At 60.2% G+C, this 18,936-nt stretch carries 12 protein-coding genes; 3 read left to right on the forward strand and 9 right to left on the reverse strand.

The window, feature by feature from the left end; genetic code table 11:
• Positions 1 to 86: 86 nt before the first annotated feature.
• The 6 genes from pstB to P5706_RS06620 form a co-directional block, all read right to left on the reverse strand.
• A complete protein-coding gene (gene pstB / locus P5706_RS06595) occupies positions 87 to 866 on the reverse strand; it encodes a phosphate ABC transporter ATP-binding protein PstB (protein ID WP_017139133.1) in 780 nt (259 codons plus the stop codon).
• Positions 866 to 1,738 carry a phosphate ABC transporter permease PstA gene (gene pstA / locus P5706_RS06600; protein ID WP_200433029.1) on the reverse strand — a complete coding sequence of 291 codons (873 nt, stop codon included), beginning with the start codon at positions 1,736 to 1,738 and terminating at the stop codon, positions 866 to 868. Before pstA ends, pstB begins: the two co-directional genes overlap by 1 nt.
• On the reverse strand, positions 1,735 to 2,730 hold the full coding sequence (pstC, locus tag P5706_RS06605; protein ID WP_017139135.1) for a phosphate ABC transporter permease subunit PstC: 996 nt from the start codon (positions 2,728 to 2,730) through the stop codon (positions 1,735 to 1,737). The genes pstA and pstC overlap by 4 nt, the downstream gene beginning before the upstream one ends.
• 53 nt (positions 2,731 to 2,783) lie before the next feature.
• Complete coding sequence (pstS, locus tag P5706_RS06610) at positions 2,784 to 3,800, reverse strand: phosphate ABC transporter substrate-binding protein PstS (RefSeq protein ID WP_285678812.1); 1,017 nt, start codon at positions 3,798 to 3,800, stop codon at positions 2,784 to 2,786.
• Between the two features lie 172 nt (positions 3,801 to 3,972).
• Positions 3,973 to 8,892, reverse strand: coding sequence for a hemagglutinin repeat-containing protein (locus tag P5706_RS06615; RefSeq protein ID WP_285678813.1), 4,920 nt, complete (start codon positions 8,890 to 8,892; stop codon positions 3,973 to 3,975).
• Between the two features lie 105 nt (positions 8,893 to 8,997).
• Positions 8,998 to 10,713, reverse strand: a complete 1,716-nt coding sequence (locus P5706_RS06620; RefSeq protein WP_425540570.1) for a ShlB/FhaC/HecB family hemolysin secretion/activation protein — start codon at positions 10,711 to 10,713, stop codon at positions 8,998 to 9,000.
• A gap of 1,289 nt (positions 10,714 to 12,002) precedes the next feature.
• Here P5706_RS06620 and P5706_RS06625 point away from each other — a divergent pair.
• From P5706_RS06625 to nadA, 3 genes are all read left to right on the forward strand, one after another.
• Positions 12,003 to 13,289, forward strand: coding sequence for an OmpP1/FadL family transporter (locus P5706_RS06625; protein WP_200433830.1), 1,287 nt, complete (start codon positions 12,003 to 12,005; stop codon positions 13,287 to 13,289).
• Between the two features lie 267 nt (positions 13,290 to 13,556).
• Positions 13,557 to 14,996 carry a lactate dehydrogenase gene (locus P5706_RS06630; protein WP_285682659.1) on the forward strand — a complete coding sequence of 480 codons (1,440 nt, stop codon included), beginning with the start codon at positions 13,557 to 13,559 and terminating at the stop codon, positions 14,994 to 14,996.
• 236 nt (positions 14,997 to 15,232) lie between these two features.
• Complete coding sequence (gene nadA, locus P5706_RS06635; RefSeq protein WP_056858584.1) at positions 15,233 to 16,291, forward strand: quinolinate synthase NadA; 1,059 nt, start codon at positions 15,233 to 15,235, stop codon at positions 16,289 to 16,291.
• 332 nt (positions 16,292 to 16,623) lie between these two features.
• Here the strand turns inward: nadA and P5706_RS06640 are convergent, their stop codons facing one another.
• The 3 genes from P5706_RS06640 to gcvT all read right to left on the reverse strand — a co-directional run bounded on the left by P5706_RS06640 (position 16,624) and on the right by gcvT (position 18,935).
• Positions 16,624 to 17,112: an RDD family protein gene (locus P5706_RS06640; protein WP_285678816.1), complete on the reverse strand. Its 489-nt coding sequence runs from the start codon at positions 17,110 to 17,112 to the stop codon at positions 16,624 to 16,626.
• A 94-nt stretch (positions 17,113 to 17,206) separates the two neighbouring features.
• Positions 17,207 to 17,419, reverse strand: a complete 213-nt coding sequence (locus tag P5706_RS06645; protein ID WP_056858586.1) for a cold-shock protein — start codon at positions 17,417 to 17,419, stop codon at positions 17,207 to 17,209.
• Positions 17,420 to 17,810: 391 nt separating this feature from the next.
• Complete coding sequence (gene gcvT / locus P5706_RS06650) at positions 17,811 to 18,935, reverse strand: glycine cleavage system aminomethyltransferase GcvT (protein WP_200433832.1); 1,125 nt, start codon at positions 18,933 to 18,935, stop codon at positions 17,811 to 17,813.
• Between the last annotated feature and the right edge of the window lies 1 nt (position 18,936).

An 18,936-nucleotide genomic window follows, 5' to 3' on the forward strand; every position in this document is an offset into this window, starting at 1 on the left:
CGCAAGTGAGGATTTCCGGGTTTTTTTTTGCCTGCAATTTGGCGCTGATAAAAAGCCGCCTCCAAGAGACGGCTCCTTGTCCTGCCTCAGCCAAACCGCCCGGTAATGTAGTCCTCCGTCTGCTTCATCTTCGGCGTGGTAAAGATCTGATCGGTCTTGCCATGCTCAATCAATTCCCCCATGAACATAAACGCGGTGCTGTCCGACACCCGCGCGGCCTGCTGCATGTTGTGGGTCACGATGATCACCGTGTACTGCGCCTTCAATTCCGTAATCAACTGCTCGATACGCCCGGTGGAAATCGGGTCGAGGGCCGAGGTCGGTTCGTCCAGCAGCAGCACTTGCGGGCGCAGCGCGATGGTGCGGGCGATGCACAAGCGTTGTTGCTGACCACCGGAGAGGCTCTGGGCGCTTTGGTTGAGTTTGTCTTTGACTTCATCCCACAGCGCGCCGCCACGCAGGGCTTGTTCGACGCGGTCATTCATTTCGCGGCGCGAGAGTTTTTCGTGGTGGCGCACTGCGTAGGCGATGTTGTCGTAGATCGACATGGGAAACGGCACCGGCTTCTGGAACACCATGCCCACGTGGCTGCGCAGGCGGTTCATCGAGTAGCCGGGGGCGAGGATGTTTTCGCCGTTGAGCAGCACTTCGCCGCGCGCTTCCTGCTTGGGGTACATCGAGTAGATGCGGTTGAACACCCGCAGCATGGTGGATTTGCCGCAGCCCGAAGGCCCGATGATGGCGGTAATGCGCTTTTCCGGGATATCCATGTTGATGGATTTGAGCGAGCGTTGGTTGTTGTAGAAGAACTCCAACCCACGCACCTGGATTTTGGTTTTGTCGGGAGCGATGCCAGTGGCGTCCATCAGTGAGACCTATTGCGTAAAAGAATCAGGCGGGATGCCAGGCTGAGTACCAGCACGAACAACGTCAGGACCAGTGCACCGGCCCAGGCGAGTGCATGCCAGTCGTCGAACGGGCTCATGGCGTACTGGAAAATAACCACGGGCACGCTGGCGATCGGCTTGAGCAGGTTGCTGCTCCAGAACTGATTGCCGAAGGCGGTGAACAGCAGCGGCGCGGTTTCGCCCGTGATGCGGGCCAGGGCGAGCAGGATGCCGGTGACCACGCCGGCCTTGGCCGCCCGCAGCACGATTTGCAGCGTCAGTTTCCACTGCGGCACGCCGAGTGCCAGGGCCGCCTCGCGCATGGTGGACGGTTGCAGTTGGAGCATTTCATCGGTGGTGCGCACCACCACCGGAATCACCAGCAGCGCCAGCGCCAGCGCACCGGCGATGGCAGAGAAGCCGACCTGATGATTGGTCAGCAGGTTCAGCGGCAGGATGACCCCGGTGTAAATGAACAAGCCCAGCACAATCGAGGGGGCGGATAGCAGGATGTCATTGATGAAACGCACCGTAGTCCCCAGGCGCGAGTGGCGTGCGAATTCTGCCAGCCAAATGCCGGCCATCAGCCCGATGGGCGTACCGATCACCAGCGCGATAGCTGACATCAACGCGCTGCCATAAAACGCGTTGGCCAGGCCGCCTTCGGTGCCGGGTGGTGGGGTCATCTGGGTAAACAGGCGCAGGTTCAGAGCCTGGAAGCCGTTGATGATGGTAGTCAGCAGAATCCACGTCAGCCACAGCAGGCCGAAGGCGGTGGCGCCGCAACTGAGGAGCATGGCCACGCCATTTTTAAATGCGCGTTTGCGATACAGGCGTTCGTTGGCGTTCATAACCCTTCCTTGCGCGACAAGCGCATCAGCAGCAGCCGCGCCAGCGCGAGCACGACGAAGGTCACGATAAACAGCAGGAAGCCCAGGGCGATCAGCGCAGAGCGATGCAGGTCGGTGTAAGCCTCGCTGAACTCGTTGGCGATCACCGACGCGATGGAACTGCTGGGCATCAGCAACGAGGCGGAAAACTGTTGCGCGTTACCCAATACGAAGGTCACCGCCATGGTTTCGCCGAGGGCGCGGCCCAAACCGAGGAAGATGCCGCCGACCACCGCCGAGCGGGTGTAAGGCAGAACAATGTCCCATACCACTTCCCACGTCGTGCTGCCCAAGGCGTAAGCGGATTCTTTCAACTGCGTGGGCACACTGCGGAACACCTCATGCATCACCGAGGTGATAAACGGCATGATCATCACCGCCAGCACGATCCCGGCGGTGAGCATGCCGATCCCCAGTGGCGGCCCCTGGAACAGCGAGCCCACAAAGGGCAGGGCGCCCAGGTAATCATTGATCAACGGCGACAGATGTTCGGCCATAAATGGCCCGAACACGAACAGGCCCCACATGCCATAGATGATCGATGGGATACCGGCGAGCAGCTCAATCGCCGAGGCCACCGGCATTTTCAGCCAGGGTGGCGCAACTTCAGTCAGAAAAATCGCGATGCCGAAACTCACCGGGACGGCAATCAGCAAGGCGAGAAAAGAGGTGACCAGGGTGCCGTAGATCGGCACCACGGCACCAAAGTGGTTATTGACCGCATCCCACTCGGTGCTGGTGATGAAACCGAAACCAAACGTCTTGAACGCCAGCCCGCCGCCCCACAGGGTCGAGGCGGCAATGGCGCCCAGCAGCGCCAGTACCAGCATGGCGGCGCCGAACATCGAGCGTTTGAACCACAGGTCGTGGCGTTGATCGCGGGCGGCGCGGCGGTCGCCCCCGGTGTCGCTCGCGTGAGTAGTCATAACCAGGGTGTGGACCGTGTCGTTCATATCAGGTGCTCACCGCCTTCCGCGGTTGCCGAGGAAGGCGGTCGTAGGGCGAATCAGTGGGCGAAGTCAGACTTCCAGTAATCTTCGATTCGCGACACCAGGGAGCCCGGCAATGCGACGTAGTCCAGGGCTGCAGCCTGTTCCTGGCCTTTTTCCAGCGACCACTTGAAGAAACTGAACGCCGCCTGGCTCTGCTCGGCATTCTTGGGCTGCTTGTACATGATGATCCAGGTGGTGGCCGTGATCGGCCATGCGCCTTCACCTGGGGCGTTGGTCATGATCAGGTTGAAGTCTTTGGCACTCGCCCAGTCGGCGGTGTCGGCGGCGGCCTGGAACGCCTTGGCGTTAGGCTCGACGAACTTGCCGGACGCGTTCTTCAGTGAGGCAAAGGTCATTTTGTTCTGCAGCGCGTAGGCGTATTCCACAAAGCCGATCGAGTTCTTGATCTGCTTCACGTAGGCCGAAACGCCTTCGTTGCCCTTGCCGCCCACACCGACCGGCCACGGCACGGTGGTGCCGAAACCAATCTTGGTTTTCCAGCTGTCGCTGACTTTGGCCAGGTAGTTGGTGAAGTTATACGAGGTGCCGGAGCCGTCCGAACGGTGCACCACGGTGATGTTCGCGCTTGGCAGTTTCACGCCAGGGTTGAGTGCGGCGATGGCTGGGTCGTTCCAGGCCTTGACGTCACCGAGGAAGATTTTTGCCAGGGTGTCGCCGTCGAGTTTCAATTGGCCTGCGGCCACGCCTTCGACGTTCATCACCGGCACGATGCCGCCGATCACGCTGGGAAACTGACCCAGGCCGCCGGCTTTGAGATCGTCGGCTGACAGTGGCGCGTCGGAGGCGCCGAAGTCAACGGTGGCTGCCTTGATCTGGGCGATGCCGCCGCCGGAACCGATCGACTGATAGTTGATGCGGTTGCTGGAATTCTTGCTGTAGTCCTGCGACCACTTGGACAGCACCGGGTAGACGAAGCTGGAGCCGGCACCGGTAACGTCGGTGGCGTGGGCCATACCGCTCAGGCACAGGGCGCTCAACAAAACAGACAGACTTTTTTTAGTCGGCAACATCACGACAACACCTCAAGGGAAGGGGTAAGTGGGTAGGCCCACCTGTCTAAGACGTGACGATTTAATTCCTGATATGTTGCTGTTTAATGACGGTTTGGCTTTATGAAGAAACATTTAGAAATGTTTGCCTGGGTGGCAGCGAGCCTGGCCGCTGCCACCCAAGCGTTGCTACTTAGCTGCCTTTTTGATCAATCCCCGCCTGTAATTCCTGGCTATCACTGTGCCCGCCAACCCGCAGCGGCCCAAGGTTGAAAGCCTGGTCCTTACGTGTGGCGTCGTCCTGTTTCTGGGTCAGTTCGTCCTTGGCGCCCAGCGCCAGGTTGACCGGCGATTTCGACAGGTTCAGCCCGACATCGGCGCGATAGTCGCTGCCCGCCAACGTGGTTGCCGTCACCTTGGAGCCGCCCAACTCGACCTTGCCGCTTTCGGCGCTGATCCGCGCGCCGGTCAGCCGAGTGTCGCCAGCCACCTCGAGGTTTACGCCCTGAGTACCACGAATGCCCGAGGCCTCAGTCACGCTGTCTTTCACCACATGGCTGACGTCCAGGTTCAGTGTCGGCGTGTAGCTGGTGTTGCCGCTCTTATCACCGAACAGTACGTTTTGCGCGGTATCAGCCACCTTGCTGCCAGTGGTGTCCTTGCCGCTGACGGTGTAGCTGTCGCTGGTTTTTGGCCAGACTTTGTCCTTGAAGCTGGACAAGCGTGTGCCCAGTGCATCTTTCTTGTCCGCGAGGTAGGTCTTGGCCTGGTCTACGCGGGTGCCGATGGCGCCACGGGGTTCAGGATTTACGTCATAGCTGCCACTGCGGCTGAGCTTTTCGCCCAGGCGCTCCTTGGCGTTGACCACGCTGTCCTTGGCCGAAGCGAGGTGCTCTGTGCCCTTGTCGACGACGTTCTCCAACTTCTCCCGATGCTTGTCGAACGCGCCCTCGGCCTTGGCTTGCACTTTGTCCTTGAGCGGCCCGGTGGTCTTGGCGAGCTTGTTGACCACGCCGGGTTGGTTTTTTTCGACGTCAAGCTTGGCGTCGACATTGACCTTGGTGCTGCTGACCTGGTCTTTGCGGCTCTCGACCACAAGATCGCCGCCGACTTTACCGCTGACCTGATCCGCCTCGATCCGCGCACCCGCCAGATGGGTATCACCGGCACTGTTGATCGCCACGCTATCGGCCTTGATCAGGCTGTCGTGCTGGGTGGTGCCTTGCACGTGGTCCACATCGACCTTGGCGCGGGCATTGATGCCGAGTTGGGTCTTGGGTACGTCGTGTTCACCGGCGTCGGCCAACTTGGTTTTACCGCCGCTGCCACCCGCGCCCAGGGTTACGCCCCAGCTGTCGTGAGCCTGGGTGGATTGCGCCGACTCTTGCAGGATGCCGCCGTTTTGCGCATCGAGGGTGACCGTTTTGGCGGCAATCTGCGTACCTTGCAAATGCAGATCATCGGCGCTGGTGAGGCTCACATTACCCTTGCTGTGCAACTGCCCGACGACCACGGCCTGATCGTTTTCCGCCACCTTGCCGAGGTTGAAGTTGGCGCTGAGGCTACCGGTCTTGCCGCTGCTGTCGGCGCTGCTGGTTTTGCCGGCACCGACGCTCAGGCCGCCGCCGAGGTTGCTGCCATTGCTGACATGCGTGCTGGTGGCCGCTTGCAGGTCCAGCTTGCCGCCGGCGTTGAGGCTGATATCACCGCTGCTGTCGATCTGCGTGCCTTGCAGGGTCATGTCGGCGCCGCTGCTGAGCTGAATCGGCCCGCTGCCTTGAAGCGTCGCCACTCGCGCCTGGCTGTCCTGGGTGGCCAGTTGCTTGTTATCCAGTTGCCCACCGGCGCCGAGGTTGACGTTGGTGCCGTTGGTGCCCGGTGCAGTACCCACGGTCAGTGAACCATTACCGCGCAGGCTGTTGCTGGAGGTGCTTTGCGTGTCGTTGGCCTGATCAAGCGCCAACGCGCCGCCCGCCTTGAGGTTGACGCCCGCCTGGCCGCCGTTGAACTGGCTGCCCGCGTAACGCGCATCGCCCTTGGCCGTGATATTCACGCCTTGAGTGCCCGCGTAGCTGCCGACCACTGCCGTGCTGCTGGATTCGCGCACATCGCTGCTGCCGCCTGCGCCGCTACCGCGCACGTTCACGTCTTCACCGGTGGTGGTGTAGACCCGCACGCCCGCCTTGGCGTCCACGCTGTGTTCGCTGCTGCTGTGGGTGTTGGCTGCGGCACTGGCGATATGCTCGCCGGCATCGATCTTCAGCCCGCCATCGGTGGCACGGTACTGAGTGCCTGCATCCTGCAACTTACCCACGACATCGACCTGCACCGTGGCGCCACTGAACTGGCTGACCACCGCCGTAGTGTCCTGCTGGGTGCGGGTCTTATTGGTGTGGCCGACTTCCACGTCCAGCCCGACATTTGGCTGCTCGAAGGCATCGAGCAAACCGGGCTGATGGAATTTGGCCTGGGCCACACCTTCGACGGCTTTTTCGATCGGCCGAGTAATGCCTTTGTACTCGACATTGGCGCCGACATCGGCGGTCCAGCCGTTCTCCTTATGGGTGCTGGTCTGGCTGTTATGCGCCGCCTGGTTATCGACGGTGCCGGCGTTGACCTGCAATTCGGAGCCTGCCTTGACCTGCGCGCCCTGGCTGGTGAGGGTGTTGCCGGCGTTGATGGTCAGTTTGCCGGCCGCTGCGACGTTGCTGGTTTGCGCGGTGGTTTTGCTGCTGCTGTCGTGGCTGCTTTGATGGCTGAACTGTGCGCCGTTGCCGGCCTTGTCCAGACCGCCGGTGTAGTACACGCCACCGCCGGTGGTGGTCTTGTCGGTGGTGTTGCGCGTGCTGTTATCGGTCGCCAGCAACTCGACGTTTTTGCCGCTCAAGGTTGCATCGCCCTGGGTGGCTTGGACGTCGGAACCCTTGATGCTCACATTGCCACCGGCCGTGACCGCCACACTGGCGCCGCTGAGGCTGGAAGCTTGTTGTTTGGTGGTGTCGGTCTTGCTGGTTTGCTGCTGGTCCGCAAAGCTCACGCCAGCGCGGTACTGGCGGGTGCCTTCGGCGTTTTCCTTGGCATAGCCATCAAATCCACGGGTGTGAGTGCTAGTGGTGTCGTGTGTGGTGTTGTCAGCCGAAGCAATCTTGATGTCGCCCTTGGCGTCTGCCTGCAATTGACCTGCGGCCGACACCTTCGAGCCACTGACTTGAATGTCCATGGCGCTTTGCAGCTTGAGGTTGCTGTCCGAGCGCAGGTCGCTGGCCACGACGGTGCTGTCCTTGAGGTTCTTGCGGCTTTCATCCTTGGAGATGCCAAAGAACTTGCTGTCGTTGCTGTAGCTATTGTCGTGGGATGTGTCTTTTACGCCGTCGATCACCAGCGAGCCTTTGTCGCTGATCACACTGGCCTGCTTGCCGCCGCGCGCCTGGCTGCCGCTGATGCGCACGTCGTCGGCCTTGACGAGCAGTTTGCCGTCGGCGTTGACCTTGCTGCCGGTGTTCAAGGTTTTGCCTTTGTCGCCGTCGCCGCTCTTGCCAAAGAAGCTGCCGCCGGTCAGGTCGCCGGAGTAAGCGTTGTCGCGGCTAAGCTGGGTGCGGCTGGCGCTGCTGATCTCCACTTGGCGGCCGGCCAATTGAATATCGCCGGGTGTTTTCAGTTCGGCGCCCTGCAACTGCAGTTTCTGCTGGCTGGTCAGCTCAAGGGTTTTGCCAGCCTTGAGGCTGCTGGTGATGCTGCGTTGTTCACTGCTGGACTTGTCCCAGTTGGCTTTCCACAGATGTTTGCGATGGTTGCCCTGATCGCGGGTTTCATGGGTTTCGGTGGCGGCGTTCACCTGCAGGTCGGCGCCGCTGTTGACACGTAAGGCATTGCCCGCTTCGATTTGGCTAGCCTTGATCTGGGCCTTGGCGCCGGAAGACAGCGTTGCATCCTGTTGCGCAACGACCTTGTTACCGTGCTGGCGCGAATCGTTCTCGGTGGTGGTGCGGTCGTAGGTTTCATAGGTGAACAGGAAGTTGCTGTTGTTCCACTGTTCACGTTTTTCCTGGAGCTTGCGGCTTTCCAGGCTGCTGAGGGTCAGGTTGCGACCGGCGTCGAGCTTGACGTTGCGCCCGTTGACGTCGGTGGCGGCCAGGTTCAAGTCCTTGGCGCTGTGCAAATCCACATCGTCGTGCTGGCTTTGCACGCCGGCGCGGGTGGCTTCCAGGCTGTTGGCGTGGACCTGGCCGCTGATGTCGAGGTCGCCGGCCGAGCTGACGTTGACCCCGTCACGACCTTCCACTTGCACGGCGCCTACGCGCACGCCAGCCCCTTCGGCGGTGCTAATGATATTGATGCGCCCAGCCTGCATCGCGCCGAACAGGCTGGCGTCGATGCGCTGGTCCTGGGTCTTGCTGGCCGGGTCGACCTGGCGCACTTGCCCACTGGCGAAGTCGACCTGGTTGCGGCCTGCGGTGAGGTTCAACTGATCGCGGGCACTCAAGCGTCCGTCGCTGTCGATGCGCGGCGCGATCAGGTTGATCGAGCCTTCGCGGTTTTGCAGGCCCTGGCCGTGTACCGTCAATTGACCGCTTGCGTCGCGGGTGTTCAAGGCTTGCAGCTTGCCGTCATTGAGTTCGGGGCGGCCCACTACCAGGTTGGCGTTCGGCGTGTTGATGAAACTGCCGCCATTCACCGAAATACCGTTGGGGTTGGCCAACACATAATCGGCCGCCTTGCCGAAAATCTCCTGGGCGCCGTTTAAGGTCGAGGCGTTGCGGCTGATCACTTCGTTGAGGATCACGCTCGCCGCCTGGCCCTGGAACTGCGGGTTCGCCGCCAGTTGCCCGGCGAGTTGCGACTGGCCGGCCTGCAGGGCGTTGTTCAGCACTACGCCCTGGCGGTCGACGTTGTAGTCCAGGAACTGGTTATGGGACAGGCCGCCCGCATTCGGCGCGACGATATTGACGATGGGTACGCCTTGCTGGTTTTGCAATTGCGGTATACCGCCAGGCCCTTCGACCACGGTGATGCCGGCGGCCAGTACCAACTGCGGCAGCAGGAACAGGCTGGCGATGGCCCAGCGCAGTTTGCCCTGGGGTGAAAGGTGAAACGTGTGGGTGTCAGTCGGCATAAGTAAGTTCGCTCTGTGTTGGCTGAGCCGCCTCGTGCGTTGTTCGTTGCAACGCTACTGGGGTGGTCAGGTACGGCGGTTGTTTCAGGCTAATCGGGTGTTGGTTTAAATCTGCAAGCTAAGACGTGTCAGCCAGACCTGCGGCTCCGGGCCAAAGCCGGTTGGCGTGTGCAAATTGCGTTGATAATCGACGTCGAGCTGCACGTTCTTCCAGCTCAGGTTGAGCCCGGCACTCGCGCCGCTCAGGCGTTGGCCTGGGGCGCCGTGTTCGCGCTTGACCCAACCGTTGTCCAGGCCCAGGCGCGGGGTGATTTTTACCGGCAGGTCGCTGTTGAGCGGCAGGCGCAAGGTATTGCGCCACACCGCGCCGATGGCGCCCGAGGCACTGTTTTCGCGGTAGCCACGCACAGCGGAATCGTCGGTGCCCAGCAGTTGCTCAATGGCGGGTAAGCGGTCCGGGCTGTATTGCGCAGACAGCTGGCTCTGCCACTGCCAGGGTTGCGTGCGCCATTGGCCGTTGCGCCATTGAGTGAGGTTGGCGCGGTACTTGTGAAACTGCGCCTGGGGCAGGTTTTTCTGCACTTGGTCTGCATCGCGATCAGCGCCGAACCAGGTCAGGCCCTGGGCGTAATTGACGTCCAGGTTCCACACCGCGCTGTTGAGCCAGAACAGATTCAAACCGGCCTCGGCCACGCTCAGCGTTGGGCTCTGAATGCCCAAGCGGACCTTTTGCAGGTAGCTGTCGACGTCCTTGTAGGCCAGTTGCAGGTTGGCGCTGAGTTGATGGCTTTGGTCGCGCCACAGCACGCGGTCGGTGCGCAGGCTGACCTGATCGGTACGGCCGCTGTTGTACAGCGTGGTGCTGCTGACCTTGAGTGGAGAGCGGTATTCGGCATGGCTGGCGAACAGGCTGTAGGTCCAGTAGCCGTAGGGGATCGAATAAAACAGGCTGTTGCTGCGGCTGTAACGCGGGCCGTGGTTGAGCGTGTCGCTGAAACTCAGGTTGAGTGAATCGTTGAGCTGCAGCGGGCTGTCCAGGCTCAGGCTGATGGCGTTGCGATCACGCCCGGTGCCGGCGCTGCCAAGGTTATCCACCCCCAGGCCCAGCCCCCAACGTGAGGCGCTACTGCGCGAACGCAGGATGATGCGCGAGGCACCCGGTTCACTGCCGGGGGCGATATCGGCGGTGAGGTCCACCGAGCGCAGGCGGTTGAGCTGGTCCAGGCCTTGCTCCAGGTCGCGCAGGTTCAGTGGCTTGCCGAGCAGCCCGGGGAAGGCGCCGGCCAGGGACACGGGCAAGCTTTGGTCGGCCAGTTCGATGGCTTCGAGGTAGCCTTCTTCGACATGGATATCCAGCGGTTGCCCGGCGGCCGGGGTGCTGATCAGGTACGGGCGGCTGGCGATATAACCGGCCTCGACGTACAGGCGAGTGATCTCGGCCAGCAGGCGGTTGATCTGGGTGACGCCCATGCACGCGGCCACGTAGGGTTTGATGTGTGTGTTCAGTTCGGTTTTGCTGAACAGTGTGACTCCGGCGACGCGTGTGCCGTTGAGCGGCCAGCAGCGCTCATCCTTGCTGATGTCGGCCGGCAGGGCTGGCGTAATCGGTTGTGTGCCGAAGCTGCCTCGTTGCATTTGCCGCTGGCGTTGTTCCAGTTGCAATTGCTGCAGGTCGCGTTGCTGTTGCTGCTGCAAGCGCAGGGCTTCCTGGCCGGGTTGTGGGCCGTCGGCGGCGGCCACTGGCAGTGTGCAGAGGCAGAGCAGGGCGAGGCCCAGTGTGCGGGTTGGGCGCAAGCGTGCGGTTGAGGGCTGATTCGACACTCGACATCCTTAACGTAGAAATACACATGATTCATGCCGCTGGGCCAGACCGTGGACTCAGTGACTTGCCGCTCTTGAGTCATGTTTAAACGGATTGTTACATCGGCTGTAGGATTTATTACACAAAACGTGATGAATGACGCGTTATTCAGCAAATAAATGCACGGAATTGGTGCGGGATGATGGGCGGCTACTGGGTGAGCCTTGTTTTGCTGGGTTTTGGGGTGGGCGATGTGATGAGAGATGGTTTTGATTGTTGCAGTGGAATCGCTTAATCGGTGTGTTTATGGGGGGGTATTTGTGGGTGGGGGCGCTGGGGGTATATCCGTTGCTGCGGTAACGGCTGAGTAGGGTTCCGCCCTTACGGCGGGTCACTTTTGTAAAGACACAAAAGTAACCAAAAAGTCTTCGCCCCAACACTCGGTGCCTCGCTTAGGCTCGGCATGCCCGCAATCCGACAGTGATTTGGGGGGCCGCCGCGATGGGCCATCCTTGGCCCAGCGCGGCTAAACCGGCATCCCTGCCGGTTTACCCCCCAAATCACTGTCGAATTCCGGCCATCGTGTTTAACGGGGCGATTTCAGATCAAGATCACAAGCGCAGATCAAAAGACCGCTGACTTCGTCATCGAAAAGGATGTAAGGGCCAGAGCAACAGCAACAGCAACAGCAGAGCCATACTCGGTCAAAGGTGGGAGCTGGCTTGCCTGCGATGGCATCAACTCTGTGTGCCTGATGTACCGAGGTGTCTGAATCGCAGGCAAGCCAGCTCCCACAGAAAGGCAGCTCCCAAAGAAAAGCAGCTCTTCAATGCCTGCAAATCCGCAGCCGACCTCATATTCAAAACTGCATGCGATCAACTGTGGGAGCGGGCTTGCTCGCGAATACGGTGGGTCAGTCAATTCATCTGTTTCTGACACACCGCATTCGCGAGCAAGCCCGCTCCCACACTTAAACCGCGTTGCATCAGGTAGACAGGCTTTTGCTTCGCACTTGATCTGGCTTTTGATTCAACCACTCTGGCCGAGCCTAGGCGAGGAACCGAGTGGCGGGGCGACGGAGTTTTCGACTATCGCTACGGCCAATAAGTATTGGAGCCCGTAAAGCGCAAGGGTGAAACTCACCAGTCACGATCAGGTTAAAAAGTCATAAAAGGACACGGAAAATCGGGCAAAGTCTTTGAAAATCCTGAGATTGTCCGACAATCCAGAGCATGAAAAACTCTTCATAAACGCTCCGCTCGAACGTTGGTAGTTTCCCCAGCGCTGCCCAATAATTCGAGTCCTAATAATGAATAACAAAACTCTTAAAAGCGCCTTGGCGCTCTCCATTTCGCTCGCCTCCACACAACTGCTCGCCGGTGGTTTCGCACTCAACGAGCAAAGTATCAGCTCAATGGGTACAGGCTACGCCGGGCGTTCTTCCTCGGCCGACGACGCCAGCACGGTGTTCGGCAACCCGGCCGGCATGTCGCGCATCAAGCACAATGAAGTCAGCATCGGTGCGACCTACCTGGATGCCAAAACCAACATCAAGGACGCCAGCTCCTCTCAAGGCGGCGCCGACAACCCAGGCACCAACAAAGGCGACATGGTCCCCGGCATTGCCGTGCCGATGGGTTATCTGGTGACGCCGATTGATGAACACTGGGCCTTTGGCCTGGGGGTCTACGCGCCGTTTGGCCTGGTGACCGACTATGAACACAGCTTCCAGGGCAACGGCTTTGGTAACAAGAGCAAGGTTCAGGTCCTCACCGTGCAGCCGACGGTCAGCTATGCGTTCAACGACAAGGTCTCGGTAGGTTTCGGCCCGACCTTCAACAAAATCACCGGCGAGCTGGACTCCAAAGTCCCGGCGTTCGGCTTGGGCACCGAGACGGTCAAGATCAAGGGTGACGACACCGCGATGGGCTTCAACGCCGGTATCCTGGTGCAGGCCCTGGACAGTACCCGCGTCGGCGTTACTTACCACTCGCAAGTGGTCTATCACCTGAGCGGCCATACCAACGCCTCGGGCGTGCTCTCCGATTTGCTCGACGGCGGGGCGCAGAAGTACGACGCCAAGCTGAACGTCACCACGCCGTCGTCCGTGGACTTCTCGGTCACGCACCAACTGACCGACGCCTTGACCCTCTACGTGGGCAGCACCTACACGCGCTGGAGCCAGTTGAAGAAGATCACGGTCAACAACTCCGGTGTGTCGGACATTACTGCCGAGCTGGCCGGCCTGGGTTCCATCACCGAAGAGCAGCATTGGCACGACACCTGGTCTCACGCGATCGGCCTGTCGTACCAGCTCAACAAGCAGCTGGTGCTGCGTACCGGTTTCTCGGTGGACCAGACGCCCACCAACAACACCGACCGTTCGGTGCGCATTCCGACGGGCGACCGCACCGTCTTCAGCCTGGGTGCCGGCTGGACGCCCGTCGACAACCTGACCTTCGACGTGGCCTATTCCTACCTCAAGGAAGAGCCGATCAAGGTGCGTGACAACAACCCACAGTTGGCGCTCACCTACGACGCCAAGTATGAAAACAGTGCCAATGGTTTTGGTGGTTCGGTGACTTACCGCTTCTGACCTGTGGATAACGGCAAAGGGCCGTTTTTTTGGCGTGGTCCTTTGCCGTAAGTTTTGACCTCAATGCTGTCAATCGCGGCGTGTCTTGGTTAGATTGAAGGCTAATCAGCTTTTAGGACACGGACTGTCATGACTACACTAACGCCGATCATCGCGACCAATCCCCTCATTCTTCGCGCCGCCACGACCTCACCGCCGGCAGCGCTTGCGAACACCCTCGACGTCTCACCGGCCCGGCCGTCTTCCGTGGTCAGCCTCGGAAATCCCGTGGCCGACGTTATCGATCTCTATTCCAAAAACGGGCAGCTCCCCGGCCGCGAAACCGTGTGGGCCTGGGAAAACGATAATCAGGACGCAGTCACCCAGGCGATCAGCCAACGCTTCGGTTCAATCTCCACGGCTAGCCGTTACGGCGGCCTCGGTGCTGCGTTGGTGGATCAGTTCACCGGGGGCGGCGGGGCGGGGATTTCACAATCGGTGCTCAACACCACGGCAGAGCGTGCCGGTGATATGGGCGGGATCAAGGCCGACCAGGCGGTGTTGCACAGCAAGGCCGACAACCAAATCAGCCTCAGCATCAAGACCGCCAGCGGTAAGACGGTGACGTTCAGCCTGTTCAGTCAGAAAGACGGCTTGGGCGTGCAGGCCACCGTCGACGGCGGCGATTTGACCGCGGATGAACTCAAAGCCGTCGGCCAATTGGGGGCGGCGTTCCAGGCTTCGGTCGATGGGTTGACCGCCGTACCGCCGAAACTCGACCTGAGCAAACTGACCCAGTTCGACACCAGCGTGTTGGCGTCGGTGGACCTCAACGCCAAAGTCAAAACCCAGGGGGGCGAGGACATGAGCCTGGCGTTCCACGCCGACAGCCAAAGCCGCACCACACGTATGAGTGGCCCGGCCGGCGACGTCGACCTGTCTGTGGACCTGAAAAACCGCGCAATCCTGGGTGACTCCAAACAGCAGGCCAAGGCGATGAAAACCTACCTCGCCCAGTTCGACCGGGTGCAACAGCGCGGTAGTGCCAATGCTGATTTGATGGCGATGTTCAAGGATGCGTTCAGCGCCATGAACAGCAACTATCCCCAAGGCGCTGGCGCAACGAATGCATTGAGCAACAACCCGACCGACAAAGGTTTGCTGACAGGGCTGGCGGACTTCAAGGCTTCGATCAAGCAGGCCGTCGGTGCGTCCAACGCAATGCGTCCTACGGAAGTCGACAGCTTCTCCTACACCGTGTCGCAGAAGACCCAGGTCAATGGCCGCAGCAGCGCGGACCGCAGCGTGACCCAGAACCAGCAGTCGGTGCTGTCGGCAAACTTCCACAAAAGCCTCACCGGTGGCGAGCCACCGGTGTTGGATGGCACCCGCGAATCGCAGAACTACCTGTATGTGCAAGTGCAGGACAAGGCCAGCAGCACCGCGAGCTTCTCCTATAAGGATGGCCAACTGGCGAGTGCTTCTGTGTCGCAGTCGGCGGTGCAGAACACCCGGACCCAGAAGTACGAGATGGCCCAGTTGGTGTCAGACACGGTGGTGCCGAAAGAAGGCTCGTCCAAACGCGACTACCTGGCGTTGCTGGAGCACGCAGCCCAGGAGGTTAAAAAGTCCAAGGACGCGCTGGAGCAATCAACCTTGAAGGACGCCCTGGCGGCCATGCAGGATTCGGTGCTGCTAAAGGACTATCCCGCTGTACTGATGCGCTGAGGTTGCGCGCCATGAAAGCGGGAAGGCTCATCACGGGGCCTTCCCGTTTTTTTTGCCCGACAGGCGTGCGCCTGGATGCCAGATTAGGCTTTTGAATCGATTCGATATTCTGTAGCCTTGCGCAGCTTTACCCGTGCTTGATGAACACAATCACTTCGTCCGGCGGCGCCCGAAGGGCTCCAGAGCCGGTGGTACACTCGACTTTCGCGCTTACTGCGCTTGCAGGTCTTGCGAACATGACGCAAATTTCCGAACGCCTACTGGTTCAAGCCCACCTCGACGCCAAGCAGCCCAAGGCGCTGAGTGCCGATGAAGAGGCGAGCCTGCGCAGCGCCATTGCCGCCGAGCTCAAGGCTCAGGACGCGGTGCTGGTGGCCCACTTCTATTGCGACCCGGTGATTCAGGCCCTGGCTGAAGAAACCGGCGGCTGCGTCTCCGACTCCCTGGAAATGGCCCGCTTTGGCGCTGCCCATCCGGCCAAGACCGTGTTGGTCGCCGGCGTGCGTTTCATGGGCGAGACCGCCAAGATCCTTACCCCCGAAAAACGCATCCTCATGCCCACCCTGGAAGCCACTTGCTCTTTGGACCTGGGCTGCCCGGTGGATGAGTTCTCGGCGTTCTGCGACCAGCACCCGGAGCGCACGGTGGTGGTGTACGCCAACACCTCGGCGGCGGTCAAAGCCCGTGCCGACTGGGTGGTTACCTCCAGCTGTGCGCTGGAAATCGTCGAAAGCCTGATGGACAACGGCGAGACGATTATCTGGGGGCCGGACAAGCATCTGGGCACTTACATTCAGCGCCAGACCGGTGCGGATATGTTGCTGTGGGACGGCGCGTGCATCGTCCACGAAGAGTTCAAGTCCAAGCAACTCGAAGACATGAAGGCGCTGTACCCGGACGCTGCGATCCTGGTGCACCCGGAATCGCCGACGGCAGTGATCGAGCTGGCAGATGCGGTGGGTTCCACCAGCCAGCTGATTGCCGCAGCCCAGCGTTTGCCGAACAAGACCTTTATCGTGGCCACCGATCGCGGCATCTTCTACAAGATGCAGCAGCTGTGCCCGGATAAAGTCTTCGTTGAGGCACCGACCGCCGGCAACGGCGCGGCCTGCCGCAGTTGCGCGCACTGCCCGTGGATGGCGATGAACACACTGGAGCGCACGCTGCAGTGTTTGCGTGAGGGCAGTAATGAGATTTTTGTAGAGCCGTCGGTGATCCCGCACGCCGTGCGCCCGCTCAAGCGCATGTTGGACTTCACCCAGGCCGCGCGCCTCAAACTGGCTGGCAACGCCTGAGCCTGAGTTGAACACATAACAAATGTGGGAGCTGGCTTGCCTGCGATAGCGGTCTTTCAGTCACAGCAATATTGACTGATAGGCCGCCATCGCAGGCAAGCCAGCTCCCACACTGTAACTGCGGTGCTCTTGGGTTACTTCTTCTGCTTCGGGATCCGCACCCAGGCCGCGCGCCTCAAACTGGCTGGCAACGCCTGAGCCTGAGTTGAACACATAACAAATGTGGGAGCTGGCTTGCCTGCGATAGCGGTCGTTCAGTCACAGCAATATTGACTGATAGGCCGCCATCACAGGCAAGCCAGCTCCCACACTGTAACTGCGGTGCTCTTGGGTTACTTCTTCTGCTTCGGGATCCGCACCAGCTGCGTATCCGAGTAGATGTCATGCCAGCTACGCTTGCGCTTATCAAACACCGACCAGATAAACCCCAGCCCCACGCACAACCACGACGCAATCGCCACCACAAACCGCAGCAGCGCCTGCCACAGGCTGATGCGCGAGCCGTCGGCGTTCTGTACGCGCACGCCCCACACCTGCATGCCCAACGTCTGCCCCGAATGGGTCCAGAACTTGGCGAAAAAACCAAACAGTACAAAAAACAGAATCGTCGACAGCAGCGGGTCGCCGTCGAGCGCGCCGGACTCGGTGAGCGTGCGCATCCTGGCTTCGCCGATAAACGCCATCCACACCAGCTTGTAGATAAACGCGGTGACGATCAGCAGGGCGGTGCATAACAGGAAGTCATAGAACATCGCTGCCAGACGACGGCCCAGGCCAACGGCGGGGAATTCGCCTTGGGGGCTCAACAAAGGTTTGGGCATGGCCGTCTCTCTTGAGAAAAAAGCCATTTTACGAGCAAACGCACATAAAAAAGCCCCTGATGTCACCATCAGGGGCTTTTTGTCGCAGTAAGGATCAGCCTTCTGCTTGTACTTCGTCAGCCTGCATGCCTTTCTGGCCTTGCACGGCAAGGAAGGTGACTTTCTGGCCTTCTTTCAGGCTCTTGAAGCCGTTGCCTTGAATAGCGCGGAAATGCACGAACAGATCCGGACCGCTTTCTGGAGTGATAAAACCAAACCCTTTCTCGTCGTTAAACCACTTGACGGTACCGCTCTGACGATCAGCCATTTTCTTCTTTCCTTTGACGCTAAAAATTAATGACAGCCCCTTTCACATGAAAGAGTACTGGGCTGGGTTGCAGGAAAGTAAGAGACGTCGAACGGGTTGTAGCAAACTTATGGCTACTGCCCAGGTCCAGGTTCAAAGCGACCCATGCAAACACAGTGGCTAAACTCTACGTCAACTAATACAGAAAAAACAAGCCCCGCAAACCCCCAGGTTTTGCTCGGCCATATGACACTTCGTTGACTAAAAGTGGATCCCACATATTCGATAGCGTTGCTCACTTGTTATAGGCTGGCGCCTAGTAAAAAGACTATCGTCAATGCACTATTTTATGGCGGTTGCGTTACAAATTAGTGCGCGTTAACGCAACCGCGTTACTTATTGGAACAGTCAATCAGCCACGGTAGTAACGTTGCGGTACAAATGGCATTTTACTTACACGTAGTGGCACCTTTTTCCCACGTACCAACGCAGACACTTCGGTGTCCAGTGCGACAAATGCGCTGTCCAGGTAACCCATGGCCAGCGGGCCGCCCAAGGTCGGGCCAAACCCGCCGCTGCACACGCTGCCGATCACCGTGCCATGTTCGTCGACGATTTCTGCACCTTCACGCACCGGGGTCCGTTCCTGTGGCAGCAGGCCCACGCGCTTGCGGCTTACACCGGCTTGCTGCTGGGTGAAGATGCGGTCGGCGCCCGGGAAGCCACCGGCACGTGCGCCATCGGCACGACGGGCCTTGGAGATCGCCCACAGCAGGCTGGCTTCAATCGGCGTGGTCTCGGTGTTCATGTCATGGCCGTAGAGGCACAGGCCAGCTTCCAGGCGCAGGGAATCGCGGGCGCCCAGGCCGATGGCTTGAACTTCGGCTTCGGCCAGCAGGCTGCGTGCCAGGCTCTCGGCATTGGCCGCCGGTACGGAAATCTCAAAACCGTCTTCACCGGTGTAGCCCGAGCGGCTCACGTAGCAGTCCACGCCCAGCAAGCGCAGGGTGGCGAACTGCATGAAGGTCATCTTGGTCACTTCCGGCGCCAGGCGCGCCAGCACTTTCACGGCTGCCGGGCCTTGCAGGGCCAGCAGGGCGCGCTCTTCGAACAGCGGCTCGATACTGCACTGCTCGCCAATGTGTTTGCGCAGGTGGGCCAGGTCCTGGTCCTTGCAGGCCGCGTTGACCACCAGGAACAGTTCGTCGTTGCCCAGGTTGGCCACCATCAGGTCGTCGAGGATGCCGCCCTGGTCATTGGTGAACATGGCGTAGCGCTGCATGCCGACTGGCAGGTCGATGATGTCGACCGGCACCAGGGTTTCCAGGGCCTTGGCGGCATTCGCGCCGGTCAGGCGGATCTGGCCCATGTGGGACACGTCGAACAGCCCGGCTTGATCACGGGTGTGCAGGTGTTCCTTCATTACGCCCAGCGGGTATTGCACCGGCATGTCGTAGCCGGCGAAGGGCACCATGCGTGCGCCCAGCTCGATGTGCAGCGCGTGCAATGGGGTTTTCAACAGGGTTTCGGTGGACATG

The sequence above is a fragment of the Pseudomonas sp. ChxA genome (assembly GCF_030263855.1).
Taxonomy (GTDB): Bacteria; Pseudomonadota; Gammaproteobacteria; order Pseudomonadales; family Pseudomonadaceae; genus Aquipseudomonas; species Aquipseudomonas fluorescens_CB.